The following is an 806-nucleotide window of genomic DNA, read 5'->3' as shown; positions in this document are numbered from 1 at the left end:
CAAAAGAAGATTAGGGATTTCGGCAACACTATCTTCAAGGCCTATCGCAATAACATCCCTTTACGCATCATTGTCCTGGGCAACAACTTGGCAACAGCTAAGGCAGCGGAACATCCTGCAACCCGTTTTCTAGACCCAACTCCATGGCATGTTGAACATTACAGCGCAGAGACGGGTGAAATTCGCCTGTGCCGCGGTCCGCGGCACTCTCAAATAAGCTTGAATGGAGATGAGAAAATCGCCGAAGCGATAGAGAAAAGTATTAACGAAGTCATGACATCAACCCTCCTAAGCGACACCGAAAAACAGGCGCTCGTCAAACAACGGGTAGGACAGGGATTGTTCAGAAAACGACTTATCGACAGATGGAAAAATTGCGCTGTGACGGCATGCGGCAAACCAGAACTTCTGATCGCGTCACATATCATCCCTTGGAGCAAATGCGATACAACGGAACAGCGCCTAGGGGCGTCAAATGGGCTTTTACTCGCCCCTCATATCGACAAGCTGTTCGATGCTGGCTTTATTTCATTTGGAGATCAGTTCGAGATTCTGATCAGCCCTGACTTGTCCCTCGCGGATCAGAACGCATTGAATATTATGCCAAATCAGCGTTTAAAAGGGGCAACAGCTGACCTACTCCCGTCATTGCGCTGGCATCGCGAAAATGTCTTCATATCCTGACCTTACCCCGCTGAGTGCACCAATCGCAAGTTAGTAATCTCGCTGTTTTCGTTGTGATGCAATACCCGGAATTGGTCCGGTGCCATTTGCCCCAGGGCGCTATGCGGGCGAACCGAGTTGTA

Annotated in this window: 1 protein-coding gene; it reads left to right on the top strand. The window is 49.5% G+C overall.

The features are described 5' to 3' along the window. Positions 1 to 684 (top strand): HNH endonuclease (locus KHU33_RS26150; protein ID WP_211468479.1); only part of this gene is annotated, 684 nt, incomplete at its 5' end. Positions 685 to 806: the final 122 nt, after the last annotated feature.

Source organism: Collimonas silvisoli (assembly GCF_018305005.1).
Taxonomy (GTDB): domain Bacteria; phylum Pseudomonadota; class Gammaproteobacteria; order Burkholderiales; family Burkholderiaceae_D; genus Collimonas; species Collimonas silvisoli.
The sequence above is the reverse complement of the archived record's forward strand: the minus strand, read 5'-3'. Positions and strand labels throughout refer to the sequence as shown.